At 60.7% G+C, this 26110-nt stretch carries 25 protein-coding genes and 1 tRNA gene; 17 read left to right on the forward strand and 9 right to left on the reverse strand.

Features of this window, described 5'->3' with window-relative positions; genetic code table 11:
• Positions 1-115 precede the first annotated feature (115 nt).
• The gene (locus IPI56_06265) at positions 116-364 is read left to right on the forward strand and encodes a prepilin-type N-terminal cleavage/methylation domain-containing protein (GenBank protein ID MBK7545333.1); all 249 of its coding nucleotides are present in this window, start codon (positions 116-118) and stop codon (positions 362-364) included.
• On the forward strand, positions 280-603 hold the full coding sequence (locus IPI56_06270; GenBank protein ID MBK7545334.1) for a hypothetical protein: 324 nt from the start codon (positions 280-282) through the stop codon (positions 601-603). Before IPI56_06265 ends, IPI56_06270 begins: the two co-directional genes overlap by 85 nt.
• A 9-nt stretch (positions 604-612) precedes the next feature.
• Here the strand turns inward: IPI56_06270 and IPI56_06275 are convergent, their stop codons facing one another.
• From IPI56_06275 to IPI56_06310, 8 genes are all read right to left on the reverse strand, one after another.
• Positions 613-1761: a hypothetical protein gene (locus IPI56_06275; protein ID MBK7545335.1), complete on the reverse strand. Its 1149-nt coding sequence runs from the start codon at positions 1759-1761 to the stop codon at positions 613-615.
• 85 nt (positions 1762-1846) lie between these two features.
• Positions 1847-2383: a hypothetical protein gene (locus tag IPI56_06280; GenBank protein MBK7545336.1), complete on the reverse strand. Its 537-nt coding sequence runs from the start codon at positions 2381-2383 to the stop codon at positions 1847-1849.
• Positions 2384-2457: 74 nt separating this feature from the next.
• Positions 2458-2985, reverse strand: coding sequence for a DUF3106 domain-containing protein (locus tag IPI56_06285; protein MBK7545337.1), 528 nt, complete (start codon positions 2983-2985; stop codon positions 2458-2460).
• Positions 2963-3175 (reverse strand): hypothetical protein, encoded by a 213-nt coding sequence (locus tag IPI56_06290; protein MBK7545338.1) that lies wholly within the window; start codon positions 3173-3175, stop codon positions 2963-2965. The genes IPI56_06285 and IPI56_06290 overlap by 23 nt, the downstream gene beginning before the upstream one ends.
• Complete coding sequence (locus IPI56_06295; protein MBK7545339.1) at positions 3162-3575, reverse strand: hypothetical protein; 414 nt, start codon at positions 3573-3575, stop codon at positions 3162-3164. Before IPI56_06295 ends, IPI56_06290 begins: the two co-directional genes overlap by 14 nt.
• Entirely contained in the window at positions 3572-4168 is a 597-nt protein-coding gene (locus IPI56_06300; GenBank protein MBK7545340.1) for an RNA polymerase sigma factor, read from the reverse strand. The genes IPI56_06295 and IPI56_06300 overlap by 4 nt, the downstream gene beginning before the upstream one ends.
• 90 nt (positions 4169-4258) lie before the next feature.
• Positions 4259-6289 (reverse strand): thioredoxin domain-containing protein, encoded by a 2031-nt coding sequence (locus tag IPI56_06305; GenBank protein ID MBK7545341.1) that lies wholly within the window; start codon positions 6287-6289, stop codon positions 4259-4261.
• Positions 6282-6629, reverse strand: a complete 348-nt coding sequence (locus tag IPI56_06310; protein MBK7545342.1) for an FKBP-type peptidyl-prolyl cis-trans isomerase — start codon at positions 6627-6629, stop codon at positions 6282-6284. The genes IPI56_06305 and IPI56_06310 overlap by 8 nt, the downstream gene beginning before the upstream one ends.
• A 75-nt stretch (positions 6630-6704) precedes the next feature.
• Between IPI56_06310 and IPI56_06315 the strand changes: the two genes are divergently transcribed.
• From IPI56_06315 to IPI56_06340, 6 genes are all read left to right on the forward strand, one after another.
• On the forward strand, positions 6705-7331 hold the full coding sequence (locus IPI56_06315; GenBank protein ID MBK7545343.1) for a heme-copper oxidase subunit III: 627 nt from the start codon (positions 6705-6707) through the stop codon (positions 7329-7331).
• Complete coding sequence (locus IPI56_06320) at positions 7328-7600, forward strand: cytochrome C oxidase subunit IV family protein (protein ID MBK7545344.1); 273 nt, start codon at positions 7328-7330, stop codon at positions 7598-7600. The genes IPI56_06315 and IPI56_06320 overlap by 4 nt, the downstream gene beginning before the upstream one ends.
• On the forward strand, positions 7597-8208 hold the full coding sequence (locus IPI56_06325; GenBank protein ID MBK7545345.1) for an SCO family protein: 612 nt from the start codon (positions 7597-7599) through the stop codon (positions 8206-8208). The genes IPI56_06320 and IPI56_06325 overlap by 4 nt, the downstream gene beginning before the upstream one ends.
• On the forward strand, positions 8205-8921 hold the full coding sequence (gene coxB / locus IPI56_06330; protein ID MBK7545346.1) for a cytochrome c oxidase subunit II: 717 nt from the start codon (positions 8205-8207) through the stop codon (positions 8919-8921). Before IPI56_06325 ends, coxB begins: the two co-directional genes overlap by 4 nt.
• On the forward strand, positions 8918-10663 hold the full coding sequence (locus IPI56_06335; protein ID MBK7545347.1) for a cbb3-type cytochrome c oxidase subunit I: 1746 nt from the start codon (positions 8918-8920) through the stop codon (positions 10661-10663). The genes coxB and IPI56_06335 overlap by 4 nt, the downstream gene beginning before the upstream one ends.
• 37 nt (positions 10664-10700) lie before the next feature.
• Positions 10701-10773, forward strand: a tRNA-Thr gene (locus tag IPI56_06340).
• 180 nt (positions 10774-10953) lie between these two features.
• Here IPI56_06340 and IPI56_06345 read toward each other — a convergent pair.
• Positions 10954-11520 carry a hypothetical protein gene (locus tag IPI56_06345; protein MBK7545348.1) on the reverse strand — a complete coding sequence of 189 codons (567 nt, stop codon included), beginning with the start codon at positions 11518-11520 and terminating at the stop codon, positions 10954-10956.
• Here IPI56_06345 and IPI56_06350 point away from each other — a divergent pair.
• From IPI56_06350 to pgl, 9 genes are all read left to right on the forward strand, one after another.
• A complete protein-coding gene (locus tag IPI56_06350) occupies positions 11449-13761 on the forward strand; it encodes an O-antigen ligase family protein (protein ID MBK7545349.1) in 2313 nt (770 codons plus the stop codon). The two genes, IPI56_06345 and IPI56_06350, sit on opposite strands and share 72 nt — an antisense overlap.
• A 251-nt stretch (positions 13762-14012) precedes the next feature.
• On the forward strand, positions 14013-16106 hold the full coding sequence (locus tag IPI56_06355; GenBank protein MBK7545350.1) for an O-antigen ligase family protein: 2094 nt from the start codon (positions 14013-14015) through the stop codon (positions 16104-16106).
• An 89-nt stretch (positions 16107-16195) separates the two neighbouring features.
• Positions 16196-18067 (forward strand): sensor histidine kinase, encoded by a 1872-nt coding sequence (locus IPI56_06360; GenBank protein MBK7545351.1) that lies wholly within the window; start codon positions 16196-16198, stop codon positions 18065-18067.
• 38 nt (positions 18068-18105) lie between these two features.
• Complete coding sequence (gene tkt, locus IPI56_06365; GenBank protein ID MBK7545352.1) at positions 18106-20112, forward strand: transketolase; 2007 nt, start codon at positions 18106-18108, stop codon at positions 20110-20112.
• Positions 20109-21248, forward strand: a complete 1140-nt coding sequence (gene tal, locus IPI56_06370) for a transaldolase (protein MBK7545353.1) — start codon at positions 20109-20111, stop codon at positions 21246-21248. The genes tkt and tal overlap by 4 nt, the downstream gene beginning before the upstream one ends.
• A 13-nt stretch (positions 21249-21261) precedes the next feature.
• A complete protein-coding gene (locus tag IPI56_06375) occupies positions 21262-22923 on the forward strand; it encodes a glucose-6-phosphate isomerase (GenBank protein ID MBK7545354.1) in 1662 nt (553 codons plus the stop codon).
• 11 nt (positions 22924-22934) lie between these two features.
• Positions 22935-23843, forward strand: coding sequence for a decarboxylating 6-phosphogluconate dehydrogenase (gnd, locus tag IPI56_06380; protein MBK7545355.1), 909 nt, complete (start codon positions 22935-22937; stop codon positions 23841-23843).
• Positions 23844-23863: 20 nt separating this feature from the next.
• Positions 23864-25369 (forward strand): glucose-6-phosphate dehydrogenase, encoded by a 1506-nt coding sequence (zwf, locus tag IPI56_06385; GenBank protein MBK7545356.1) that lies wholly within the window; start codon positions 23864-23866, stop codon positions 25367-25369.
• Positions 25366-26079, forward strand: a complete 714-nt coding sequence (gene pgl / locus IPI56_06390) for a 6-phosphogluconolactonase (protein MBK7545357.1) — start codon at positions 25366-25368, stop codon at positions 26077-26079. Before zwf ends, pgl begins: the two co-directional genes overlap by 4 nt.
• Positions 26080-26110: the final 31 nt, after the last annotated feature.

Here is a 26110-nt window from a genome sequence, read left to right on the forward strand (position 1 = left end):
AAGGTGAAACGGACTGTCTATCAATGGTTATTATAAACCAGATCGGGGTAACAAGGTCGTAAATTCTGTTTGTTTTCGATTTGAAAAACGGGGCTAATGGTGTTATAGTTGGATTATGAGGAAACCAAAGCGATTGCGGGTCGGCGGGAGATCGATTTCGAAGACGAAATGGGGGTTCACCCTCATCGAATTGATGATCGTCGTGGCCATCATCGGGGTTTTGGCCGCGATCGCGATTCCCAAATTCGCCGACATGGTGCGCAGGGGCAACTGGGCGCCGTGCGCAGCGCCATTTCAATTTACTACGCCGACAACGAGGGCGTCTTCCCGACCGTGCCCCTGGGCTTTGACCGAACCGAATTGATCACCACCCTGACCGCCAACACCAAATACCTGCAGCGATGGGTTCCCCTGTCGGTGCCGAAACACCACGGCCCCGTCTGGACCATCGACCAGGTCGCCCACGACGACTTTTTCGCCATCGACGCCATATGCGACGGGGAATTCGTGTACGTCGCGCCCCGGACAGCTGCGGCCTGGGGAAAATTGGCCATTGAGTGTTACCACACCGACCTCAAAGGCTCCACCTGGTCGACGTTTTAAAACCCCTCCCTACCAGTCGAACGTCACCCCGCCGGACAGCGCGTGATCCGTGAACCCCTGGAGCGGGGAGGTCGGTGAATTGATGTTGGAATCCTGGCTGTCGAAGTCGTAGCGGGCGTGGACCTTCCAGCGGGCGCCAAGCGGTTGGGCCGCCTTGATCGTCGCCCGGGGGAGGGACACCCGCCGCTGGGTGGCGTCGACCAGGGACAACGTTTGCACGTCGTAGCCCCGGGTGGCCCAGGACGCCCTGCCGCTCAATTCCGTTTTGGAAGGGAAGCGGTGTTTTCCCTTCACGTAAATTCCCGCCTCTTTGTATCCGAAATAATTCTGAAAACCGTCATCGCGGACCGTCGCCGTTAATCCCAACTCCCAACGGACGCCGGGACGGGGGCGTTTTTCCCAGGCCAGGGCGAGGTGATGATCGGTGTGGCTTCGCAAAGTGCCGTTGGGGTCTTGGTCGCCTTCCAGAGCGGCGGGTCCGCCCAAACGGGCGATGTAATCGTCGTAGTCGCGCATTTCCACTTCGTATTCGAACCAGGCGGCCGTTTGGGACGAATAATTCTGCAGAAGGCGCAGGCCGAATTTGTTTTGCGAATAGTCCTGGGATTGCACGTTGGTGGAAATCGGCGTTTCGTAGTCCGCGGCGCGGTGGCTGAGGGTGAAACGAACTTCGCTCAGGCCCAGGTCGTCGAAAACGGGGCCCTTCCATTCCACGCGGGGGGAAATCTCAAAAGCGGAATAGGTGTAGGTTTGTGAGAGCGGCAGGCCGTCCACGTCCACCCCGCGCTCCCGGCGCGATTCCCAATAGCCGGCGGTGGAAAGTTCCCAGCGGTCGTTGAGCGGGTGGCGGTATTGCGCCCAAACGTCGGTGCCGTAGCGGTTCATGAGGTTGTGGGAGGAAAAACGGATTTCCTCGTGGGCCACGGACAGGTCGACGCGCCGCCCCGCCGGGAAACGCCAGGCCAGGTCGACGCCGGCTTCGTACCTTAAAAAGGTGTCGTCCTTGACCGGCTCGGTCGTTCCCGCGAACGTGTCGGGGGACTGGAACACGTTGGACTCGAAACCCGCTTCCAGCGTGGCGAAGGGCGAGACAACCGGCTTGGCCGCGTAAAGGGAACCGCTCAACAAGGTCAAGAGCACCGCGGGCAACGTCTTCATGACTTCTCCTTGCGTAACTTGGTTTTAAGAAAAGGCGGGGGAGCGTCGCCGCTCCCCCGCCTGGGGTCAAACGATGGTGTTTCGATTATTCCCGGGTCCGCGTGCGGGTGCGGGTCCGGTGCGTGGCCGAGTCGTCGGTGGAATCCCCGGGCGTGTCGTCGACGCCCGCGATTTTGGCCTGCACTTTCTCAATGTTTTTTTCGAGTTCCGCGATCTTCGCCGTTTTGCCGGCGGCGCGGGCCTCTTCCAGGCGGGCCTGGAGGCGCTCCCGCTTTTCCTGCAGGCGCTCCCGGTGACGGACCTGGTCGCGGCCGCGCTGACGGTGGGTGTCGACGCCGGTCACGCTGTCGTCCGTGGCGTCGTGGGAGGGATCGTCGTCGTGGTGCTTGCGGCGGTCTTCCCGGCGGTCTTCGCGACGGGTTTGGTCACGGTCTTCCTGCCGGTCTTCCTGACGGTCCTCTTGGCGAATGTCGTCATCGGATCCGTCGTCGGAACCGTCACCGCCGCCGCTGCCGCTCGAACCCCCGTCGTCTCCCCCGTGGCGGGCCCAGCTCCCTTGCGGGCTGGTAACCATAAGGCCCATCGCCATCAGGCTCAACAGGAACAGTTTCAACTCTTTCATATTTTTCCTCCGTATTTTATTGGCTTGACCTTGTGGGGTCGATACGGATGAGACGCCGGGAACCGGGAAAAGGTTTAGTCGTGGTCGGAGCCCCGGTCGTCGCGGCCGTCCCGGTCCCGTTCGCGGTCATCGGAACGGTCGCCTTTCTTTTCGTCCTCTTTGTCCTTTTTGTCGGCGTCGCGGTCGTCGCGGCGGTCCTCGCGGCGGTCGTCGCGGTCGTCGCGGCCGCGGGGGTCCCCGTCCTCGGGGCGACCGCTTTTGTCCGACTTCCAGCGTTCCACCTTTTCTTTCAAGGCGCGTTTTTCGTCGTCGGACAATTTCTGAAAGCGGTCCCAACGGTCGCGGATCTCGGCCTGGCGTTCGGGCGGCAGGGCGCGGAAGCGTTCCCAGCGCTCGCGGATTTTTTCGCGCTCGCCGGCGTCGAGGGACTTCCAGGTTTCGTAATTCTTGAGGGCGCGCTCGCGCTCTTCGGCGGGCATTTGCTCCCAGCGTTGGAGGGCCTTGTCGTCGGCGCGCAGAGGGGCCGGGGCCCCGACGCCACAAACCAGGAGGGCCAGAAGGGCCCGGCGAACCCAAAGGTTATTTCGATTTTGTCGACGCATGGCCCCTCTCCTTGCCCGGTCGCGCCTTGGGTTTGACTTCTTTCGGCGCGGTCGAATCGTCATCCAACAACAAATCCATCGACTTGAAAAATTCCAGATTCTCCAGCAACTCGCGCGGCGGCGCGTCGAGCGATTTGACGCCGACCGCGAAGAACAGGACCGCCAGGCCCCAGGCGCTACGCGCGGTCATGGGATTCCATGTCGGCCCAGGCTTCAAGCATGTCCATGTTTTGAATCATTTCCAAATTGCGCACGAGCTCGGCCGGGGCCGGCCGGGGCCGCTGCGACCAGGAAAAATAGACGCCCAGGAGCAGCGCCGCCGCCATGCCCGTGGCCCAGGGCCACCGGGCGGGGAAAAACCGCGGCGCGGCGGGCGTTTCGATCCTCTCCATGATCGCGGCCCGTTGCCGTGCGAAAAAAGCGTTGGGGGGGAGGTCCCCCTGGGGCAGGGCACGCACGAAGGCCCGCAGGGCCTCCAACTCTTGGCGGCAGGCCGGGCACCCCGCGAGGTGGGCCGACATTTCCGCCGAAAGAGGGGAGTCGCCGTGGGCGTTGACCACCATCCCCCTTTGCGCGTCCTGACAGTTCATCGGTGCTCCTCCAGTGTCTTCCTCAATTTGGCCAGCGCGTGAAACAAATGCGCTTTGACCGTGCCTTCCGCCACGTTCATCACCCGCGCGATGTCCGCGAGGGGCAACCCCTGCTCGTGGCGCAACAAAAATACCATCTTTTCTTTGGGCGGCAATAGGGCGACCGCCCCGTTTGTTTTTTCCCTTAGCTCCCCGGCGTCGACCGCGCGTTGCGGGTCGGCGTCGAGGCGCGAATCCTTAAGCCGTTCCTCCGGGGCGCGGGGGGTTTCGTCGTCTTCGCGGACCCAACCGAAGGCCCGCTCGCGCAACCGGCGGATTTTTTCACGCCGGCCCCAACCGCGGAGGACGTTCAAACCGATTTGAAAGAGCCACGTTTGAAACCGGCTTTCGCTTCGAAATCCTTTTAATCCGCGCCAGGCCTTTAAAAACGCCTCCTGCGTCAATTCGTCGGCGACATCCCCTCGGCCGACGTAGGAAAGCAAGAAACCGTAAAGCTTCCCTTGGTAAACTGCAACCAATTGACCAAAGGCGACCGCCGACCCGGCCTGGGCTTCACAAATCCATTGTTCTTCCATACTCGCGTTTTCATCCATAGGACGCTCCCGCCACGGAAAAGGTTTAGTTCAGAGGGAGCGAAAAACCATTTTAATTGATTTTTAGCGGATTTTAATAGGTGAAGGAGGCTATTGGAGGCGACAAACGCCGTTTTGGCAGATTTGTGTTTGGGAGACGCCGGGGGGAACGCGAAGTTCTTTTAAATGCGGTAGGCGGGCCCCCAACAACGCCTGCTGGGGGCCTTGATCCGCCTGAAGGATTATCGCGTCCGGGCGGAAGGAACGGCGTTCCGACGCCAGGCGGGCTTGGGTGCCGGGCTCTTCGGGGCGTCCGACAACCACCACTTCCGCCGGGGGGTTGAGGGCCGCCCATTCGGCCGAGGCGAACGCGGCGTAGGCCCGGGGGGACCGCAGGGCCGCCGGGCGGACGGCCACGGCCAGGTCCTCCGCCGAACGAAGGAAATCGGCCCGGTCGAAAAGGCGCCCGAGACGCAGGAAATTGAGCGCGGCCACCGAGGAGGACGCGGGTTCGACGTTGTCGCCTTCGTCGCGGGCGCGGATGGAAAGGTGCGGGTCGTGGCCGGCGGCGGAAACGTGCACGACGCCGGGGGGGCCGTCCATGAACCGCTGAAGGAAGAGCGCCAACAATTCCTCGGCCCAGAAAAGCCAATTTGGATCGCCCGTGGCGTTGTATACCTCCACGGCGGCGTGGGCCGTGAAAGCGTAATCGTCCGCCAATCCGGGCACGGCGCGTTCGCTCTCGCGCCAGCGGCGGTAGAGCGTTTGGGTGGAGGCGTCCCAAAGATTCCCTTTAAGGAACTGGAGGGCGCGTCGCGCCACGTCGCCGTAGGACGCCTCCAAGGCCGCGCCTTGGGCAAAAGCCGTCGCGGCCAGGGCGTTCCAGGACGTGATCACTTTGTCGTCTAAAAAAGGGCGGGGGCGAAGGGCCCGGGCGGTGAATAACTTATTTACCTCGGCCGTAAAATCCCCGTCTTGGGCGCGGAACAAAATATTGTGGCCGGCGAACTCACCGAAGGGATCGGACCGGGCGTTCCCGTCGGGGAGGACACCGAACGCCGCGCTGAAGGCGGCGGCGCGGTCGCCCAGGAGGGCGTTGATTTCGGCCTGGGTCCACAGGTAAAAGGCGCCCTCTTTTTTCTCGGCGCCGCCGGGGACCAGGCTGTCGGCGTCCTCCCCCGAAGCGAAACCGCCGCCCGGCAGGCCCAGGGCGTCCCGCGTGTAATCCAGGGTGCGGCGGGCGATGGATTCGAAAAAAGCGTCCCCCGTGGCCCGGTGGGCTTCGATGCAATTGACGGCGAGTTGGGCGTTGTCGTAAAGCATTTTTTCGAAATGGGGCACGTGCCAGTCGCCGTCGGTGGAATAGCGGTGGAAACCGCCGCCCACCTGGTCGAAGAGGCCGCCCCGGGCCATGGCGCGCAACGTCGTGGTGAGCATTTTGAGGGTGTCGGCGCGGCGATCGCCCGCCATTTCGGCGGCGAGGCACCGCAAAAGGAAGTGGGGGTACACCGGCATCGGGAATTTGGGCGCGGGGGAAAAACCGCCGCGGAGATCGTCGTGGGCGTCGCGAAGCGCGGTCCACACGCCGTCCACAACGGCGCGGGCGTCGCCTTCGGCCGAGGTCGGGGCCGCGGTGAGCAGTTCGGCGACGGCGTCGTGCAGACGCTCGCCCCTTTCGAGCATTTGCGCGCGGTGTTCCGGCGTGCGCCAGGCGGCGCCCACGCGTTGGACGAGCGTGGCCCACCCCGGTCGGCCGCCGCGGTCGGCGGGGGGGAAATAAGTACCGCCCAGGAACGGTTTGCCCTCCGGCGTGAGGAACATGTTGAGCGGCCAGCCGCCTTGGCCCGTCAAGGCTTGCAGGGCCGTCATGTGAACGCGATCGACGTCGGGGCGCTCCTCGCGGTCCACTTTGACACAGACGAGTTCGCGGTTCATGAGGGCGGCCACGGCGGGGTCTTCGAAGGACTCCCGCTCCATTACATGGCACCAATGGCACGTCGCGTAGCCGATGGAGACCAAGAGGGGTTTGTCCTCGGCGCGGGCTTTTTCAAAAGCCGCCGGGCCCCAGGGGTACCAGTCGACCGGGTTGCGGGCGTGCTGAAGGAGATACGGGCTTTTTTCGCCGGCGAGGCGGTTAGGCACTGAGCAATTCAACTTCGAAAAGCAGCGTGGCGTTGGGCGGAATGACGCGCCCGGCGCCCCGCGCGCCGTAGGCGAGGGACGGCGGGATCACGAGAGTGCGCTTGCCGCCGGGTTTCATGCCGGCCACGCCTTCGTCCCAGCCGCGGATCACCTCGCCGGCGCCGAGCGCGAAATCAAAGGGCTCGTTGCGGTCTTTGCTCGAATCGAATTTTGACCCTTTTTTGCCCTCAATATACAACCAGCCGGTGTAGTGAACCAACACCCGGCGGCCCGCCTCGGCGGCGGCGCCTTCACCGATGACTACGTCTTCGTATTGCAATCCGGAGGGAGTGGTTTTCATAGCAAGTCCTTTTAGAGGGTATGGACATCATCTTGCAATTTTTCAGAAAAACATACTAGACTTGTCACCATTCCAATGAACAACGCGGTCGCCCTTTCGCATGACAACGAACCCACCGACATCGGTCGGTACGGGATGTGGTTTTTCATCCTCTCGGAAATCATGCTCTTTGGCGCCTTTATCGCCGCCTACGTGATGTTGCGCTGGGGCAGCTCGGTGTGCGCGTTGGGCGCACCGGCTTGGCCAAAAACCGGGTATTTGGGCGGGTTGACTTTGGCCACCATTAACACCCTCTTGTTAATCACCAGCTCTTTCACGATGGTCCGCGCGGTCTTGGCCTCCGAGGAGAAAAACAGCGTCGCTTTTCGCCGCTTCATGGGCGCGACGTTGCTTTTGGGATTGGGGTTTCTCGCTGTGAAAATCTTCGAGTATTACCTCAAGATTCACCACGGGTATTACCCGAGGAGCGAATTCATGGAAGCCACGCCCGGCCTAAACATCTTTATCTCGTTTTATTTCGTTTTAACGGGGTTTCACGGGTTGCACGTTTTGATCGGTGTCCTTTGGAATTTCTTCTTATTTAAACGCGGGAAAGGCCCTCTGGACGAGCGGTTCGGTCGCAAAGTCGAATACGCCGGACTTTATTGGCATTTCGTCGACGCGGTGTGGGTGTTTATGTTTCCGCTCTTCTACCTTATATGAGTGAAAAATCCATTTCCAACACCCTCTTCGCCGGACTTATCACGATCACCCTTATTAGCGTGGCGGCGTCGCGCCTGCACTTCGGTCGAGAATTGGCCGTGGCCGTCGCCTTGGGCTTTGCCGCCGTTAAAGCCGCGCTGATCGGCTGGTTTTTCATGCGACTGCGGCACGAAGGGTGGATCGTTCGCGGCGCGGTGTTGGTGGGCGTTTTCGCCGTCTTGGTCATGGCGGTGGGAATCCTCCCGGACATCGCCATCCAGTTGAAATGAAATCCTCCACTCGCTGGATTTTTCTCGCCCTGGGCGTCGCGACTTTGGCTTTCGGAAGTTTGATTTGGCGGTCGGTGTCGCGGGCAAATTCGGCCGACGAGCCGCTGGGAAACGTTCCCGACTTTTCGCTGCCCGGCACCACAGCGGAGGGGGATATGCCCCTGAGCCGCGCGGATTTGGCCGGCCGGTTTTGGATCGCCAATTTCATTTTCACCCGGTGTTCGGGGCCCTGCCCCATCATGACCGGCAAGCTGGCGATGCTGCAGCCCGTGTTGCCGGCCGACGTCCTGTTCGTGAGTTTTTCCGTCGACCCGGACCGCGACGACCTGGATTCACTTCGGCGGTACGCGCGGCAATTTGAGGCCGATCCGAAACGGTGGCGGTTTGTTCGGCCTGAGAAGGGCGATTTGTATCGGATCGCCTACGAAGGATTTCGGTTGCCCGTCATGGAAGACCCGGCCGCGCCTTCGGGTTATCGGGTGACACACAGCACAAAGTTCGTTTTGGTGGATGGCGAAGGACGGATTCGCGGGTATTTTGATTCGGACGCGGCCGATGTGGGCGAGCGCATCAACGCCGCCCTCGGCCGATTGCGGAGGTCTTTGTGAAGCGTTTGCGCGCGTTGGTCATCATTCTTGGAAGCGCGACCATTTTCAGCCTCGGGTTGGGATGGTTGTTCAGCGCCTACCCCATGATGCCCCTGGCCGCCAGCCAGGAGGCCGTGCGGGTTGACCGCGCGTTCAACGGTCTGCTTTGGCTTTCGATCCCGATTTACGCTTTGGTGATGTGTTCGTTGATTTACTCTCTTTCCGCGTTTAAATCCTCCGATGACAAAGCGCGGGGTGAAGAATTCGAACACAGCCGGGGACGCTGGGTGGAAGGTCTCTGGCTTGGCGTGAGCTTGGTTTTGACCCTGGGTTTGGCGGGGTTTGGTTCCTATGAATTGAAGCACATCCTGGCCGATCAAAAACACGCCGACATGGAAATCCAAGTCAACGCCTCGCAGTTTTCCTGGGAATTTTTTTATCCCGAACACGAGGCTTACAAACCCCAATTGTATTTGCCCGTCAACAAAAAGGTGCGGTTGATTTTAAAATCCGCCGATGTCCTCCACTCGTTTTGGGTTCCTGAATTCCGTTTAAAACAAGATGTGCTCCCTAATCGGGTCACTCAAATGGTGATCACACCAACGGTGAAAGGCGATTACCAATTACGGTGCTCCGAGTTGTGCGGCCTCGATCACACAATCATGACCGCCCAAGTGCATGTGGTGGATGACGAAACCTACGCCAAACAATTTACGGAAGGAGAGAGCTGGTGAACCTGGGACTCGTGCGAGGCATCGCCGCCGGCGTCGCGGCGTTTTTGGCGCTGTATTTCGGACTCAAAACAAAATTACCCCATGAAGGGTCGGCGACCATCGCTTACGTGGTCTCACTCGTTGTTTACCTCGCGGTCGGCGGCGGATGGGCAGCGTTTCAGCGTTGGCTCAACGGCACCGAGGAACCGGAAATTCATGGTCCCCGCCGTTATTTTGATTTCACCACCGACCACAAAGTCGTCGGGATCCAATACCTTTGCGCGGCGTTTTTCCTGTTTTTCTACGCGGGAATTTTGGCTTTGATTATGCGCACCGAATTGGCGAAACCCGGGGAACAGGTCATCGGTTTCCAAACCTACAACACCCTTGTCGGTATGCACGGCATCGGCATGGTGATTGTGGCCCTGACAGCCATAATCGGCGGTTTTGGAAATTACTTCGTCCCGCTGCAAATTGGAGCGAAGGACATGGCCTTCCCCCGGTTGAACGCTCTGAGTTTCTGGTTGGTCCCACCCGCGGCCTTGATTTTGATAGCCGCCCTCTTTAACGGTGGGGTGGATTTCGGTTGGACGGCCTACGCGCCCTTGAGCACGCGGGGCCCCATGGGAAAATTGTTTTTCTTGCTGGCTTTCGCGACGGCGGGGTTTTCCTCGGTTTTCGGAGCCATCAATCTCCTCGTCACAATAATTCGGATGCGAGCCAAGGGCCTGACTTTTTGGCGATTGCCAATTTTTGTGCATTCCATCGGGGCGTCATCCGCCATCACGCTCATCGCCACCTCTGTCGTGGCCAGTTCGCTCTTCCTCGTGATTTTTGACCGGGTGTTGGGGACATCCTTTTTTGACGCTACGCGGGGAGGAAGTGCTCTCCTTTACCAACATCTTTTTTGGTTTTATTCGCACCCCGCCGTTTATATCATGGCCCTTCCAGGGTTCGGTTTAATGCTTGAAATCCTGCCGGTCTTCGCCAGGAAACCTCTTTTTATCTATCGCTGGGTTGTGGTATCCTTCTGGGCCATTGTGATCCTCAGTTGCATCGTCTGGGCGCATCACTTGTTCACCAGCGGCATGTGGGCCCTTCTAAATTTCCCTTTCATGATCACGACCGAATTGATTTCGGTTCCCACCGGCATCGTCTTTTTGTCGGCGCTGGGAACAATATGGCGCGGGAGCATCCGTATCACCCCGGCTTTTCTTTTTGCAGCTTCGATCGTGGCCAATTTCATGATCGGCGGGTTGACGGGTATTTTTCTGGCCGATGTTCCAACCGATCTGCATATGCACGACACTCTTTTCGTCACTGCCCACTTTCATTTCACTATTGTGGGCGCTGCAATTTTTGCCCTTTTTGCCGGCTTTTATTTTTGGTTCCCCAAATTTACGGGGAAAACCATGAATGCCAAGTGGGGAATGGTCCATTTTTGGAGTTTTTTCGCGTCGTTTAACGCCACCTTCATTCCGATGTTTTGGACCGGCTCCCATGGCTTACGAAGACGAGTGGCGGATTACAGCGTCGATATGAGCGGAGTCCAAATGTGGATTTCCTGCTCGGCCTTTTTTATCTTTCTGGCTACTTTGATTTTTTTGGTTAACGTTTTGCGATCAATGCGTAAGGGGGCTGCAGCTCCGGAAAACCCTTGGAACGCGGGCACTTTGGAGTGGACGCTTCCCTCGCCACCCCCTGTTCACAATTTTAACCGCCCCCCCGAAGTAATCCGATCGCCCTACACGCGGGTTGTTTGAACACACATCATAAGATAAAATATCAGTAGGAATTTTTGCCGAGGTAGCTCAATCGGTAGAGCAATCGCTTCGTAAGCGATAGGTTGTCGGTTCAAGTCCGATCCTCGGCTTATTATTTCACACCAATGATCTCTTCTTCCTTAGCCAAGCCCCCCACCGTCTACCCGACCACAGTCGGCTGGGGGGAAGTGTTTTCCAGAATAGTATCCTGGATATTGCCGGTGACATTTTTCCTTGTTACCGTTTCCTTCTATTTAAAGACATACGATTCCGCCCAAATTAAAATCACTTTAACTCAGATCGGATGCGGCGCGGTTGCCTTCTTCTGGGCACTCCAACTTCTCTTCGAAAAACGTTGGCCTTTTACGAAAAAAGATTTGCCCATCGTGGCTCCCTTTTTGGCCATTCTCACATCGGGCGTTGTCTCTTACCTTCAATCGTCTTTCCGCGAGGGCAGTTTGGACGAGTTTTCTCGTCGTGTTTTTTACAGTCTCATGGCCCTTGTGGTGATTTCGGATTTTCGGGGATTGGACCGGCAGCGAAGATTGTTGCGTTGGATGGTCGCCGCCTTTGGCGTAACCGTCTTTTACGGATTTGTGCAGTATTTTGACAACCGCCTGTTCCCTCCGGGCATGGGGGGGGTGGGATTGGATCCTTTCATTTGGCGGCAAGCTTTTTCGCAAAGAGTGTTTTCGAGTTTTGGCAATCCCAATTTTTATGGAAATTTCCTCGTTATCATTACTCCCATACTTTTGACGTTGTATTTCCGTAGCGGGGGGCCTCTTTTGCGCCCCTTCACCGCCCTTCTGCTCTTCATTCCCCTGGTTGTGTTGACGGATAAAATGTTCATCAACCAATACGGGGGGATCACCGCCCTCAATCAGAATTGGGTCGCGCTTGGGTTGTTTTGTTGTTTTTGTTTGGTGGGGGTGTTGGTTTGGTGGAAGAGCCCCTCCGTTGTAACCAGCGGACTTTTTGTATTTTTTACAGCCACTTTCATCAACATTTATGCGACAGCAACTAAAGGCGCCTGGGTCGGCTTTGTGGGAACACTCGTGGCCTTTTCGATTTTAGTCGGATTGTTCCTCGTAGGAAAGCGCGCTCGCCGTTTGACCTACACGCTACTGGCCATAGCGGCGATTGTGGGTACGACGGGGTTTTTTGTGGTTAAGCGCTTTGCCCTCAAGCAACGGCAATCGGTCGATTTCCGTGTTTTCACTTGGATCGGGACCTGGGACATGATTCGACAACAGCCGGTCTTGGGCACCGGGATCGGATCTTTTAAATGGGCCTACCCGGCCTACCGTCGACCCGAGATTATCCTTCTGGAAGGACGATCCAACACCGAAACCGATCACGCCGAGAATGAATACCTCGAGATATGGTTCGACGAAGGGCTTGTGGGATTTGGCATCTTCCTTTGGCTGTTTGTATCGGTCAGCGCCTTGGGACTCCGCGCGATGAACCGGTTAACGCGGGATGGTCCGCGCCCCCCCCCGGCCCACGCCTTTGACGACCGTGTTTATAAAATCATCGCTTTCTTGGGGGCTTGGTGGGGGGCCTTGCTCCATTGGACCATGGACGTCTCCGTTCGTTTCGTGTCCTCGGGAATTTTTTCCCTGGTGCTCCCCGCAGTGATTGTTGGAATAGTCCGCAACGACCCCACTCCCGAACAACAAGACAAACCCGCCCCCGTTGATACCTGGATCCGACTCGGCACGGCCTTGGGGGGCGTCCTCTTTTTTTCATGGGCCCATATCCCTGTCGCTCACGCGCTTCTTGCCGGTTCTTTGCTCATAGTCATCGGCGAACTGATGGAGCATCGGCTCACCTCCGACACCCCCACTTGGCAAGCGGGGCCTTTTCTGGTTGCGGGAGGGATGTGCGCGGCTGCCCAAATCCTCTCCATGATTGATCCCACCCGCGACGCCGGAGTTTTTCATTTTATCCGATTGATCCTTTCCATTGCTTTTTTCTTGATCGGCTGGGGAATTCGCTCATCCGGCCGCTCCCTCTTTCCCGCCATCGAATGGACCCGCGTAACCAACCAAAAGGTCACTGTTTTTCAATGGGCGGGGGCCGCGGGCCTTTCGGTTTGCTTTGTCTATGGGATGATGGTGTGGCGCGGCTATTTTATTGGGGACATATACCACAACGTCGCCATATTCTTTTCCAAACAAAGCGTGTGGACGAATTCACCCGAGTTTGACGCTCGCGTGCAATCCCCCGAATTCCCTTTGGAAATGAGAAAGGCATACGAAAAGGTCGGGGGGGCCCTCGACCATTACGAAAAAACCGCGCTTCTCAACCCCGCTTTTCCCATGTCCCGGTATTTTGTCGGCAATGTTTATAACGATTGGGGATCCAATTTTTCCGAGCGGGCGAAGGAAGCCCTCGGCAAAAGGGACATCGAGGTGGCTGAAAAATTACGGGACAAGGCCGAGGAGTATTGGTCGAAATCCCTCGCCGCCTACGACAAGGTCAAAGCCTTCGCGCCCAATTACGTCCAGACCCACCATCAAGTGGGATTGATTTACACCAAGAAGGGAGATTTGGAAACCCTCTGGGGGAACAAGGACAAAGCGGCGGAATATTGGGATAAAGCTCTTGAAAACTTTCGCCTCTACCAACAGTTGGATCCCGTCTTCCCCGCGAATTACTATCGAATTTCTTACGTGCACTTCATGCGGGGGGAGTTGGACAAAGCCGAAGAGGCTTATTGGGGCGCCCTGCGCTACAATTCCGCCAACGTTGTCGGCCGGATTTACCACAACCGCAACGCCGAAACCTACGGCAATCTCGGTCGACTTTACTACATCCAGCTGGTCAATCGATTCCCCACGCCGACGCGCGCGATGCTCAGCGACCCCTTGTTCTTGAAGTCCATAGAGTATTATGAAAAAGCGATGGAGGCCGCGCGACTTTCGGGTCAAGAAGCCGAGGTGGGGTTTGAACCGACGAAAGCCCTGGCGGTCTTGTATTCCCGCGCCGGGAATGAAACCCTCTCCCGAACGCTTTGGAACAAACTCCGCGAATGGAACCCCCAAGACCCCGACGTGCGCCGGGTCTTTGCCCCGCCCTCCCCCGCCAATCCCTAATCGTGGCCCCGCCCGCCCCACGGTCCGCGCGCGTTGCCGTTGAACGTTGGGTTTCTCGCGGCGTTCTTTTTTTGGGTCCTCTCCTGTTCTTCACGAACCGGACTGAAAATCCATACAGCGTCCAAATCGCTTGGGTCCAATCCGGTGTGGGAGTCCTCCTGGGCCTAAAAGCCTTTTCTTACCTCAAATCGCACACCGTCACATTCTGGCGAACCCCTCTCGACACACCGTTTCTGATTCTGGGAAGCGCCATGGCGATTTCGACCCTGGCCTCCTGGTGGGGCCATCCGGATTTTTTCCGCGCGGCGATCGCGGTGGGGGGGGTGCGCGCGCTGGGTTTTGCCACCGCTGTTTTCGGCGGGGCGTATTTTCTTTCCACCCAGACAACCGACCCCGTGGATCGCCGCGTCGCCGGGAGGCTTGTGGTTGGTGGGGTGACCCTTGCCGCGGTTTATGGCTTGCTTCAATTCGCCGGGTGGGACCCTTTTTGGAAAGACCTCAAGGCTTTTGGGCATCGGCCGATTTCCACTTTCGGAAATCCCAATTTTTTATCAACCGCCGTGGTGATGGTCCTTCCAATAACCGTTCAAAAGGTCCTGGCGCAACCTTCGCGGTGGGCAGCTGCGGGAGCCGGAATTGTCGTCCTGATTCAATTCGCGGCTTTGCTCGCGACAATGACGCGCTCTTCGTGGTTGGGCGCGACAGCGGGGCTCCTGGTTTTTTCCTTTCTCCATCGTCCGGTGTTGGCCAAGGGGGGATTGCGCGCGCTCATTCTGCTCGTGCTGGGGATTGGTTTGGTGTGGCTTTGGCCCTCGATCACCCAGGGGCGGGGTGTTTCGGTCCTCTCCCACGGGAGCGCCCTCTGGTCGGGAATCCGGGGCGCCTCTCTTTATCCCTCTTGGCATCAACGGCTCTTGATTTGGGTCGCGTCGCTTGACCTTTGGCGGGACGCCCCGTGGTGGGGCAAGGGCTGGGGGGCTTTTGATGTCTTTTACCCGTTTGCCCAAGCGCGATGGCTTGTTTGGCCAACGCTCGCGGGCCTGCGCACCCACGCCAACAACGCCCACCAAATATTCCTGGAATTCGCGGCTCAGAGCGGAGGGATCGGTCTTGGGTTGTTTCTTTGGATTTTGGCCGTGGGGGGCGCGTGGACGTGGTTCCATCGGCGGACATTTCAGCGGGCGGAGCGGGGCGCGGCCGCCGCCGGTCTCGCGGGGTTTGCCGGGGTCCTGGTCGACAACGCGTTGGGCAACGTCTCTCTCTTTTTCACCGGTCCCGCGCTGCTCGCCTTTTGGACTTTTGGCCAATCCCTCTCGGATCTCCACCGGGATCCCGTGGTCCTCCCCCGCACACGAACACGAAGGGGGGGGGCGGGGGCCCTCGCGGCCTTGTCGGTCTTCTTGACCGTCGTTCCCTGGCTTCGATTCAGTGAAGAAGTCGAACATTTCCGAGGACGCCGCGCTCTGGAAAAAGGGGACTCCGCCTTGGCCCTGACCGCCTTCCAAAGGGCCGCCCGCTGGGGGTCCGATGTTCGCTTTGAATTCGACAGGGGGAATGTTCTTGCCCAGCGCTCCCGGGAAGCGGCCCAACGGGGCCTTCCGCACGAAACTTTCGAAAGAGCCAAAGAGGCCGTCGCGGCCTTTTCCCGCGCGCAGCGCCTGAACCCGGGCTACGACGAAATCGCCCTCAATCGCTCCGCCCAATGGGCACTCCTCGGGGATGAAGGCGCGGCCTTTCAAGACCGACGGTTCGCTTGGTTCATCAATCCCACCGACAAGGGCACTGCGTTTCATCTGGTGGGCCATCCCCTTTTTCGAGAATTGCGAATCACGGATAAAGAAAACATCCTTGCCACCGCCCAACGGTTTTTTCCGTTTGAACCGCTTTTTTACCGGGCCTGGGCCGCGGAACTTGAAAAAGCGGGGCGCCCCACCGAGGCGGCGTCCGCCCACGAGCGGGTTCTCCGTCTCGATCTTGACGACGCGAACGCGTGGGACGCTCTTCGGCGTCTTCGCCCCGGCGGAATCCCCGCCCCGTTGCGGGAAGCCCGAGAGCTCCTCCGCGGCCTCCGCCTTGAGAACCCGACCGATCCCCGCCGCCGGGCGCGGGCCCTCGGCCTCGTTCTGGTGTTGCGGGGCCTGTTGCCCGATTTCCCTCTGCCCCTCTTAATCCACGCCGACCTCTTGTTGCTTGACGATAAAGCGGAGGAAGCCGAACGGCTCTACCGGGATTTTTTATCCCGCGTGCCCGCTCACGACGGGGCCCGCCGGAACTGGAATCGGGCGCTACGCGCCTTGGGGCGATCGCCCACCACCCCGCTTGACGCCGACGATCCCCGGTGGTAAGATCAGATTCGTGCTAAGGCGTTGGGCCTTTGACAAACGGCGGTACCGCGGACATCGATCCGAAGGCCGCGCCATTTCCCGCGGTTGACATGATCGACGCCTTCGCCGCGGACCGAAAACACCCCCTCGCCTCTTTCTTCCGCCAACCCGGCCGTCCCGGCCTGCGAACGCGCCTCCTTTTCTTTTTCACGCTGAGCTTGATGATACCCATCCTCGCGGCGGGTACCATCGTTTGGCTCACCATGCACCGGGCCCGTCGCCAAAGCCTCTTCCGCGAACAACGGGAGCTGTCCCGCCGCATCGCCGACCGCGCCGCCGCCCACGTGGAAAGCACCCGTCGAGGCCTGGCCGCCTTGACCGCCCAACATCGCTTCGCCAACGCCCTGCCCGGCCAACAATCCGCCGCGCTCCGCGACCTGCTGGAAACCTACCCCGATTTAATGGAAGCCGTGCTGTACGACGCCAACGGCCGGGGGCTCACCCGGGCGGCGCGCCGCAACGGCCGCGTGACCTGGGGCAAGGATAGTTCCGATCGGTCCCGGCGCGAAGAGTTTCAACAGGCAGCGGCGGGCCGCTCCTACATCGGTCCGGTGTTTTTTACGTCGCGGGACCGCGTGCCGCAAATGTTCTTGTCCGTCCCTTTGGGGGGCAGCCGCGGGGTTCTGTTGGCGCGCCTCGGTTTGGGCAACCTCTGGGACCAAGTGGCGGAAGCTTCCAATCTCAGCTCCCGCGTTTTCGTCGTCGACACCGAAGGCCGCCTTCTGGCGCACCCCAATCGCGAGCGCGTTTTGGGCCACGAGAATTGGGGGGAGCGCGCCCTGGTTCTTCCCTTTATGAAAGGGACCGGAAAGGAGAACGCCCCCATGGACATTGGGGAAGGCGCCCAGCGGACACTGGCCGTTTTTCACCGCGTCCGCGGATTGCCTTGGGCGGTGTTCGCCGAGATGCCCTACCGTCCCGCTTTCGCGCCCGTGCGGCACATGGCCTTCGGCGCTCTGACGGCGATCGTTTTGCTCGGGGCGGGATTCATGGCTTTGGGGTTCGCGCTCGTTGAAAAAATCCTGCGTCCCCTGCGGGAGATGCGCGACGGCCTCGAACGCATCGGACGGGGGGAATTGTCCCACCGCCTCGATATCCGCACCGGCGACGAGCTTCAACAGGTCGCCCAAGCGTTGAACGGCATGGCCGAATCCTTGAGCGCCCTGGAAACCACCAAACGCGATCTGACGCACATGATCGTCCATGATTTAAAGAGCCCCCTGTCGGCCACGCTCGGCTCGATCGATTACGTCCTGATGCTGGCCCAAGACACGCTGCCCCCCGATCAAAAAAAGCTATTGACGCTGGGGGCCAAATCCGGCCGCGACCTCCTGCGCCTGATTCAAAACCTCCTGGACGTCGCCAAAATGGAGGAGGGCAAGCTTCAATTGCGGCGGGAGATCTTTTCCCTTTTGGAATTGGCGGGCCAGTGCGTTGACGATTTGGAAGCCCAAATCGTTCGCGAGAACAAAGTGATTTCGGTCGAGGTCGCCAAAGACCTTCCCAAAGTGTGGGCGGACCGCGATTTGGTGCATCGGGTTTTGGCCAACCTATTGACCAACGCTTTGAAACACACACCGCCCCGCACGGAAATTTCCATCCACGTCGGCGCCACGCCGGATCGACAAACCGTGGTGATGAGCGTCCGCGATAACGGCGAGGGCATTCCCAAGGAATTCCTCACGCGGATCTTTGAAAAGTTCAGCCAGGCCGAAGTGAAGCGCCAAGCCCACCGGGTGGGCAGCGGGTTGGGGTTGACCTTCTGCAAGCTGGCCGTCGAAGCCCACGGGGGGAAAATCTGGGTGGAATCCGAACCCGGATTGGGGAGTGAATTCTTTTTCAGCGTCCCCCTGGTTAAACCGCCGGAGTCCTCCGTTCCGGTCGCGTCGCCCGGCGAACACAAAAACGTCGTCCACGCTTAAAAGTCCTTTCCCAATCTTTGTATAATACGGCCTTCCCCATGGCCAACGAACCCAACATCGCCGACCTGGAATCCCTTTGCGTCAACGCGCTGCGCTTTTTGGCGGTGGACGCCGTGGAGAAAGCGAACTCGGGCCACCCGGGCACGCCCATGGAAGCCGCCGCCCTGGGCCACGTGCTCTGGACAAAACTCCTGCGGCACAACCCCCACAACCCCGTTTGGGCCAACCGCGATCGTTTCATCCTCTCCTGCGGCCACGCCTCCGCGCTGCTCTACGGTTTGTTGCATTTGACGGGTTATCCTGTCACCCTCGACGATCTCAAACAATTCCGCCAATGGGGTTCGCTCACCCCCGGCCACCCGGAACACGCCCACACAGCCGGCGTGGAAACCACCACGGGCCCCCTGGGGCAGGGCTTCGCCACCGGGGTGGGCATGGCCATCGCGGCGCGCCATTTGGCCGCCCGGTTCAACCGCCCCGATTTCCCGATCGTCGACCACAAGGTGTGGGCGTTCGTTTCCGATGGCGACATCATGGAAGGGTTGTCTTCCGAGGCGGCCTCGCTCGCCGGCCACCTGCGACTCGCGGCCCTCAAGTACGTTTATCTCGACAACCGCATCACCATCGAGGGGGGCACGGACCTCGCTTTTTCCGAGGACGTCGAAGCCCGCTTCGTCGCCCAGGGGTGGCGCGTGCTTCGCCTGGCCAACGCCGAGAATCTTTTTGAGGTACGCGCCGTTCTTGAAAAAGCCCTTGCCGAAAACGTGCGGCCCACGCTGGTGATCGCGCGCACGCACATCGGTTACGGCGCGCCCAACAAGCAAGACACCGCCAAAGCCCACGGGGAACCCCTGGGCCCGGTGGAGACCCTCCAGGCCAAACAAAAGCTTGGCTGGCCGACCGAACCCGCTTTTCACGTGCCCCCCGCGGTCCTTCGCAACAAGACCGCGGTGATTGAGCGCGGCGCGGCGGCCGAAGCGGCGTGGAACGATTTGCTGGCCCGCTACCGGGTTGCCCACCCCGAGATCGCGGCGCAATGGGACGCCCTCACCAAAAACGGCCCCCTCCCCGCGGACTGGGAAAAAAGCTTGCCGGCCTTCGGCCCGAACGACGCCATGGCCACCCGGCAGGCTTCGGGAAAAACCCTCAACGCCCTCGCGAAAGCCCTCCCTTTCTTGCTGGGGGGATCCGCCGATCTTGGCCCCTCCAACAACAGCCGCATCGAGGCCGAACGCTCTTTCAGCGCCCAGACCCCCGAGGGACGGAATCTGCATTTCGGGATTCGCGAACACGCCATGGGCGCCATTTTGAACGGGTTGGCGCTGTCCGGGCGGGTGATCCCCTACGGGGCGACGTTCCTGACCTTCGCCGACTACATGCGCCCGGCCATCCGATTGGCCGCGCTGATGAAATTGGGCGTGGTCTACATTTTCACCCACGACAGCATCGGCCTCGGGGAGGACGGGCCGACCCACCAGCCCGTCGAGCACTTGGCGAGTCTTCGCGCGATTCCCGGCTTGGTGGTCCTGCGGCCCGCGGACGCCAATGAAACCGTCCAAGCCTGGCGCGTCGCGCTTGAGCGTCGGGACGGGCCCACCGCCCTGGTGCTCTCGCGGCAAAAATTGCCGATGGTTACCACCGGAAAAACCTCCACCTTCCGCGGCGCCTACCGCCTGTTCGGTGGCGACGCCGAGGTCCTGCTTATGGGCACCGGATCGGAAGTGGCGTTGGCCGTGAAATCGCGCGAGGCTTTGGCGGCCAAAGGCATTCGGGCCGACGTCGTGAGCGTGCCGAGCTGGGAACTCTTCTGGTCCCAAGACGCCGCCCACCGCGACGCGGTTTTGCCCCCGGCGCTGACCGCCCGCGTCGCGATCGAAGCCGGCGTGTCCTTGGGGTGGCACCGGTTCGTGGGCGATAAAGGCGTCCTGGTCACGCTCGACCGTTTCGGCGCCTCGGCCCCCGGCGATGTGGTCATGGAAAAAATGGGTTTCACCGTGGACCGCGTGGTTCAAGCGGCCCAACAAGCGTTGGGGAGGATGGCGTGAATCGTTTGCACGAATTGTTCCATAAGCACGGACAAAGCCTCTGGCTGGACAACATCCGCCGGGGCATGTTGACGGGGGGGGAACTGCGCGGCTTGATCGCCGACGGTTTGCGCGGCATGACCTCCAACCCCACGATTTTTGAAAAAGCCATCTCCTCCGGCGCCGAGTACGACGAACCCATCCGCCGACTCCTGGCGGCGAAGAAGAACGTCGCTCAAATTTTCGACGCCCTGGCCATCGAGGACGTCCAAGGGGCGGCGGATCAATTCCGCCCCCTCTACGACGCCTCCGAAGGGGCCGACGGCTTCGTTTCGATCGAAGTCGCGCCCCAGCACGCGCGCGACACAAAAACCACTCTGGCCGAAGCCCACCGGCTTTGGAAAGCCGTCAATCGCCCCAACGCGATGGTCAAAATCCCCGCCACCGTCGAGGGCATTCCCGCCATCCAACAGGCACTGACCGACGGCATCAACATCAACATCACCTTGATCTTCGCGGTGGACCGCTACCGGGACGTTCTCAACGCCTACCGGCGCGCGCTGGAAGCCCGGGCCATGGGAGGACTCTCGTTGAAAGTGGCGAGCGTGGCAAGTTTTTTTGTCAGCCGTATCGATTCCGCGGTGGACAAGATTTTGCAGGAAAAAATCCAGGCCGCGACGCGTCCCGAAGAAAAGGACGCGCTCTTGGAATTGCTGGGAAAGGTGGCCGTGGCCAACGCCCGGGTGGCCTACCAAACGTTTCTTGATTTCGTCGCCAACCCGGCCTGGAACGAATTGCGCAAACTGGGAGCGCGGGTCCAGCGTCCGCTGTGGGCCAGCACGGGAACCAAAAACCCGCATTACCCCGACCTGCTGTATGTGGACAACCTCATCGGCCGGGACACGGTCAACACGCTCCCGCCGGCCACTCTGGAGGCCTTCCGCGACCACGGCGTCGTCGCGGAGACGTTGACAAACCAAGCGGACGAAGCCCGCGGGATTTTGGAAAAATTAAAGACGTTCAAGATTGATCTACGACGCGTCACCGACGCCCTGGAGGCCGACGGCCTCAAGCAATTTGTTGAATCCTACGACAAACTACTGGCCGGCCTCACCGCCAAAAAAGACCAGTTGCACACCGCCAGCGCCAAGCGCTAGAAAGACGACCCCCATGACAACCGCCCTGCCCGATTTGCCCTCCCTCTTCGAGGAGTTGGAAGAAGAAAACGTCGTTGATCGCCTGTGGGCGAAGGACCCGTCCCTCTGGACCTCCGATCCGGTCGTCCAGGGAACGATCCGTCAACGCCTTGGATGGTTGGATTTGCCCGGGTTCATGGCCGACGCCGTGCCCGAAATCGGCGCCTTTGTGAAGGACGTCAAAAAAGCCGGTTTCAAGGACGTCGTGTTGCTCGGCATGGGCGGGTCAAGCCTCTGCCCCGAAGTGCTGCGGCAGACCTTCGGAAGAGCCCCCGGGGGATTAAAGCTGCACGTGCTGGACACGACGGACCCGGGCGCCATCGCCGCGGCCTCCGCCAAAATCGTCCTCAAGAAAACCCTCTTCCTCGTGGCGAGCAAATCCGGCGGCACCATCGAGGTCATGTCGCTCTTCAAGCATTTTTGGGGCCGCCTCGAAAAAGCCGGCGTCAAAACGCCCGGCGCGCAATTCGTCGCGATCACCGACCCCGGGACCTCCCTGGAAAAGCTCGCCCGCGACCACGCCTTCCGCAAAACCTTCATCAGCCGGGCCGATGTGGGGGGCCGCTTTTCGGCGCTCACCTTCTTCGGTCTGGTGCCCGCCGCCTTGATCGGGGTGAGCGTTGAAAAATTGCTGGACCGATCCGCTCGACAGGCCAACGCCTGCCGTGAAAAAGGCGAAGCCAACCCGGGGTTGTCCCTGGGCGCGTGGTTGGGCGCCGCCATGGAGGCCGGTCGCGACAAAATGACCATCGTCACCTCCAAGAAACTCGCCGGCTTCGGCGTCTGGGTCGAACAGCTGGTCGCCGAAAGCACCGGCAAACAGGGGACCGGGGTCGTGCCCATCGACGGGGAAACCCTCGGCGCGCCGACGGACTACGGCGCGGACCGGGTTTTTGTGCATTTGAAATTGGCGGGATCCGCCGACCGACCGATGGAGAAAAAGCTCGACGCCTTGGTGTCCGCGGGACACCCCGTCCTCACCCTTCCCCTGGCCACGCCCCTGGACCTCGCGCAGGAGTTTTTCCGCTGGGAGTTCGCCACCGCCGTGGTCGGCCAAATCCTGGGGATCAACCCGTTCGACGAACCGAACGTCTCCGAAAGCAAGGCCAACACCACCCGCATTCTTCAGCGCTTCGAATCCGCCGGGGCCTTGCCCGAACCCGCGCCCACCCTGACGGAGAGCGGCGTGCGCGTCTGGGCGCCGACGGGTAAGCCCGCTTCCCTGTCCGCCGCGTTGAACGATTTTCTGGCCCGGCGACAACCGGGGGATTACGTGGCCCTGATGGCCTACTTGACCCCCGCGCCGGTCCTCCACCGCGCTCTTCAAACGATCCGCGCCCGCATCGCCCGCGCGACCGGTTTGGCGACCACCCTGGGGTACGGACCGCGTTACCTCCACTCCACGGGGCAGTTGCACAAGGGCGGCGCGGGCAACGGGCTCTTCATTCAATTCACCGGTCTCGACGCCAAGGATCTCGACGTGCCCGGCGCGGCCTACGGGTTTTCGATATTGAAACGGGCGCAGGCGCTGGGCGACTTTGAAGCCCTGGGCAACCACAAATTGCGTGCCATCCGTTTCGACCTATCCAAAAACGCGGCGAAGGATTTGGCGCGTTTCGCCGTCAGCGTGAATTAACGGAGGTTTCCATGGAAATCGGTTTCGTCGGGCTGGGCCGCATGGGCGCCAACATGGTGGAGCGCCTCCTGCGGGGCAAACACAGCGTCGTCGCTTTCAACCGATCCCCCGAGAAGACCCGGGAAATCATGAAACACGGCGCCGAAGGGGCCTTCGCCCTCCACGAATTGGTTTCGAAATTGAGCGCGCCCCGGGTGGTCTGGGTGATGGTCCCGGCCGGCGACGCCACCGAGGCGACGATCAACGACCTGGCCGCTCTTTTGTCGCCGGGCGACATCGTCGTGGATGGGGGGAACGCGCGCTACACCGACTCGCTGCGACGCGGCGAAACCTTGGCAAAAAAAGGCATCGGTTTTATGGACGCCGGAACCTCCGGCGGGGTTTGGGGACTTGAAAAAGGCTACTGCCTGATGGTGGGCGGCGCGCCCGAGGTTTTTCAACGCCTCGAACCCGCGCTCAAAACCCTCGCCCCCAACGCCGAGGGCTACCTCCACGCGGGCCCCGTGGGCGCGGGGCACTTCACCAAAATGGTCCACAACGGCATCGAATACGCCCTCATGCAAGGATACGCCGAGGGTTTTGAAATCCTGCGGGCGGCGCCCTTTCCGCTTAACCTGCACGCCACGGCCCAATTGTGGAACCAATCGAGCGTCGTTCGTTCTTGGTTGTTGGAACTCCTGGAACGCGCCTTGTCCAAAGACGGGGATTTGACGGGACTCAAAGGTTATGTCGACGACTCCGGCGAGGGCCGTTGGACCGTGGAGCAAGCGATCCAAACCGCCGTCCCGGCGCCGACCATCGCGCTCTCCCTCTTCGCCCGTTTCGCCTCGCGGCAGGACGACTCCTTCGCCGCGAAAGTCCTCGCCGCCTTGCGCAACGAGTTCGGCGGCCACGCGGTCAAAACCCATCCCCAACCGTGAACGATCCGCGGACTTCCGGCGTGTTTCGCACGAAGGTCCAGGAACGTTTCTGCATCGAAACGCGCCCCGACCCCTGCGGGGTCATCCTTTTTGGCGCCTCGGGGGACCTGGCCGAACGTAAACTTTACCCGTCCCTGTTTCATCTCAAGCTTCTCAAACAATTGCCCGACCGTTTTTACGTGGTCGGCGTTGGGCGCACCGCCCTGAGCGACGACGCCTTCCGCGAAAAAGTTCGCGGTTCGTTGAAGGGCGGCACCGCGGCCGACCGGTCCGAATTCCTGGAACGTTTTTATTACCACCCCTTGCGCTACGACCAACCCGCCGACTACACGGCCCTGTGCGCCCGCCTCGACCAATGGGACGCGCGTTGGAACACCCGGGGCAACCGTTTGATGTACCTCGCCCTGCCGCCGACCCTTTATGAAAAGGTCGTCGAACAATTGGGAAAAGCCGAATTCGACAAGGAACGGGAAGGCGGCCGCGGCTGGTCGCGCTTGGTCATCGAAAAACCCTTCGGCCGCGACCGGGCCTCCGCCCAGGCCCTGGCGCGCAAGCTGCGGCACGTTTTTGACGAGACGCAAACCTACCGCATCGACCATTACCTCGGCAAGGAAACGGTCCAAAACATCCTGGTGCTGCGTTTCGCCAACATTCTGTTCGAACCCGTGTGGAACCGATCCTTCGTCGACCACGTCCAGATCACCGTGGCCGAAAGCCTCGGCGTGGGCCACCGCGCGGGGTACTACGAAGAAGCCGGCTGCCTCCGCGACATGTTCCAAAATCATCTTCTCCAGTTGTTGTGCGTGACCGCCATGGAAACCCCGGCGGGATTTCAGGCCGACCGGGTGCGGGACGAATCGGTCAAAGCCCTCCGCGCCGTCCGACCGTGGACCACCGCGACCGTGGATAAAACCATCGTGCGAGGGCAATACACCGCGGGCGCCGTGGACGGGCATCCCGTTCCGGGCTACCGGCAAGAACCCGATGTCCCGGCCGAAAGCCGAACGGAAACCTTCGTCGCCATGAAACTCCGGGTCGACAATTGGCGTTGGCAAGGGGTGCCTTTTTACCTCCGTTCGGGAAAACGATTGGCCGAGCGCCGCTCCGAGATCGTGGTTCAATTCAAGCACGTCCCTCATTCCCTGTTTCAACCCCTGCAACCCACCGATTTGGGAGCCAACCGGCTGATTCTCCGCATCCAACCCCGTGAGGGAATTTCCCTGACGTTCGACACCAAACACCCCGGCCCCAAACTCTGCATGAGCACCGTCGAGATGGATTTCGACTACGAAGAATCCTTCGGAGAGCCGCCGGAGGCCTACGAGCGGCTTTTCCTCGACGCCATGGCGGGGGATCAAACGCTTTTCACCCGCTCCGATTGGATCGATCTGTCGTGGGCCCTTCTCGATCCGGTTCACGCCCGCTGGGCGGACACCGGGGGCCCGGCGCCCTACGCGGCCGGCGGGTGGGGCCCGGAGGCGGCCGACCGGCTGCTGGCCGCCGACGAGCGCGCCTGGGCCCTTTGAACCCCACCGTCTTCGAGACCCCCGCCGCCCTCTTTGACTCCCTCGCGGAAGCCGTGCGTCGGATTCTCGTCGCCGCGCAGTCCGCCCGAGGGGAAGCGAGCATCGTTTTGGCGGGCGGAACCACCCCCGCGGCGGTTTACCGCCGTTTGGGGGAGAATCCCGGCGCCGTGGATCCCCGCCGCGTGGGCTTCTTCTGGGGCGACGAGCGATGGGCGCCGGTCGACGACCCCCAACGCAACGAACGACTCGCCCGCCAAACCTGGCTGGCCCCCTGGGGCGTGCCCGAGACCAACGTCCATCCGCTCATCGATCGATTGGACGACCCGCGCGCCGCCGCGCAACGGGCGGACGGGCGACTGGCTCGGCAGCCGGATTTCGACCTCGTCCTGTTGGGGGTGGGGGAAGACGGGCACACCGCCTCTCTATTCCCCGGCCACTCCGTCAATCCCAACGCTCAAGTGATCGCCGTTCTTGACGCCCCCAAGCCCCCGCCGGTCCGTCTCACCCTCACCCCCCGCGCCCTCGCCCGGGGCCGGTCAATTTTTGTGCTTGCCGCCGGGGAGGAGAAATCCATCCTCTTCCGCAGACTGAGGAACGGGGAAAAGGGAATCCCCGTGGCTCCGTTCTTGGATCTCCCGGGCACGCGTCTGTTTGTCGACCGCGCCGCCTGGGGCTCGGAAAACCTTCCTTCGGTCGTCAATAAATCCTAAAATTTCGTCAGATTTCATCGAAAGGAAACCC

Source organism: Elusimicrobiota bacterium (assembly GCA_016706425.1).
In the GTDB taxonomy this organism is placed as follows: domain Bacteria; phylum Elusimicrobiota; class Elusimicrobia; order FEN-1173; family FEN-1173; genus JADJJR01.

Bases quoted from the DNA above. Each gene is read 5' to 3' on its own strand.
- IPI56_06265 (MBK7545333.1), top strand. From the start codon at position 116: ATGAGGAAACCAAAGCGATTGCGGGTCGGCGGGAGATCGATTTCGAAG.
- IPI56_06275 (MBK7545335.1), bottom strand. From the start codon at position 1,761: ATGAAGACGTTGCCCGCGGTGCTCTTGACCTTGTTGAGCGGTTCCCTT.
- IPI56_06280 (MBK7545336.1), bottom strand. From the start codon at position 2,383: ATGAAAGAGTTGAAACTGTTCCTGTTGAGCCTGATGGCGATGGGCCTT.
- IPI56_06285 (MBK7545337.1), bottom strand. From the start codon at position 2,985: ATGCGTCGACAAAATCGAAATAACCTTTGGGTTCGCCGGGCCCTTCTG.
- IPI56_06290 (MBK7545338.1), bottom strand. From the start codon at position 3,175: ATGACCGCGCGTAGCGCCTGGGGCCTGGCGGTCCTGTTCTTCGCGGTC.
- IPI56_06295 (MBK7545339.1), bottom strand. From the start codon at position 3,575: ATGAACTGTCAGGACGCGCAAAGGGGGATGGTGGTCAACGCCCACGGC.
- IPI56_06300 (MBK7545340.1), bottom strand. From the start codon at position 4,168: ATGGATGAAAACGCGAGTATGGAAGAACAATGGATTTGTGAAGCCCAG.
- IPI56_06310 (MBK7545342.1), bottom strand. From the start codon at position 6,629: ATGAAAACCACTCCCTCCGGATTGCAATACGAAGACGTAGTCATCGGT.
- IPI56_06315 (MBK7545343.1), top strand. From the start codon at position 6,705: ATGAACAACGCGGTCGCCCTTTCGCATGACAACGAACCCACCGACATC.
- IPI56_06320 (MBK7545344.1), top strand. From the start codon at position 7,328: ATGAGTGAAAAATCCATTTCCAACACCCTCTTCGCCGGACTTATCACG.
- IPI56_06325 (MBK7545345.1), top strand. From the start codon at position 7,597: ATGAAATCCTCCACTCGCTGGATTTTTCTCGCCCTGGGCGTCGCGACT.
- IPI56_06355 (MBK7545350.1), top strand. From the start codon at position 14,013: ATGGCGATTTCGACCCTGGCCTCCTGGTGGGGCCATCCGGATTTTTTC.
- IPI56_06360 (MBK7545351.1), top strand. From the start codon at position 16,196: ATGATCGACGCCTTCGCCGCGGACCGAAAACACCCCCTCGCCTCTTTC.
- tkt (MBK7545352.1), top strand. From the start codon at position 18,106: ATGGCCAACGAACCCAACATCGCCGACCTGGAATCCCTTTGCGTCAAC.
- IPI56_06375 (MBK7545354.1), top strand. From the start codon at position 21,262: ATGACAACCGCCCTGCCCGATTTGCCCTCCCTCTTCGAGGAGTTGGAA.
- gnd (MBK7545355.1), top strand. From the start codon at position 22,935: ATGGAAATCGGTTTCGTCGGGCTGGGCCGCATGGGCGCCAACATGGTG.